The 427-nt window shown below is 38.2% G+C and carries 1 protein-coding gene; it reads left to right on the top strand.

Annotated features, from left to right (window positions below; translation table 11 throughout):
* The coding region (locus AOA60_RS32580; protein ID WP_158235015.1) for a hypothetical protein at positions 1 to 427 on the top strand (427 nt) is incomplete at both ends.

Below are 427 nucleotides of genomic sequence, written 5' to 3'. Positions count from 1 at the left end.
AGCTTCAGAAGAGGATTCAAGTTTTGACAGAGCAGCACACTACGATATGGATGATGCGGGTACAGAAGTTGCTGAAGATGCGTCAGGTGAAATGGGTACACTAATGATTGACCCTGATGAGGCTGAAAGTGGAGAATCGGAGGAATCTGTGGAAGTAAGAATTACAGAAGAAAGTGATGAATCTCCAGAATCTGTACACGTACCAATTCCTTATCTTAAAGCAAACGTAAATTTCGGGAACACAGTTGGCACATATGTATTTATAGTAGGAAAAGAGCTACTTGTTGATGATGTTGGAGCAACGTTAGAGGAACAGCTGTTTTATGCACTAACTAATGAAGATATAAAAGATGGCACGGTTTTATTTAAAGGACTACAATCCATTGAAATGGATCAACAAAATAATTTTGTTACACTTGATTTTTCC

Source organism: Pseudomonas sp. 2822-17, from assembly GCF_002742485.1.
GTDB lineage: Bacteria > Pseudomonadota > Gammaproteobacteria > Pseudomonadales > Pseudomonadaceae > Aquipseudomonas > Aquipseudomonas cyclaminis.
Note: the sequence above shows the minus strand (reverse complement) of the source record. Positions and strands in the feature narration are given on the sequence as shown.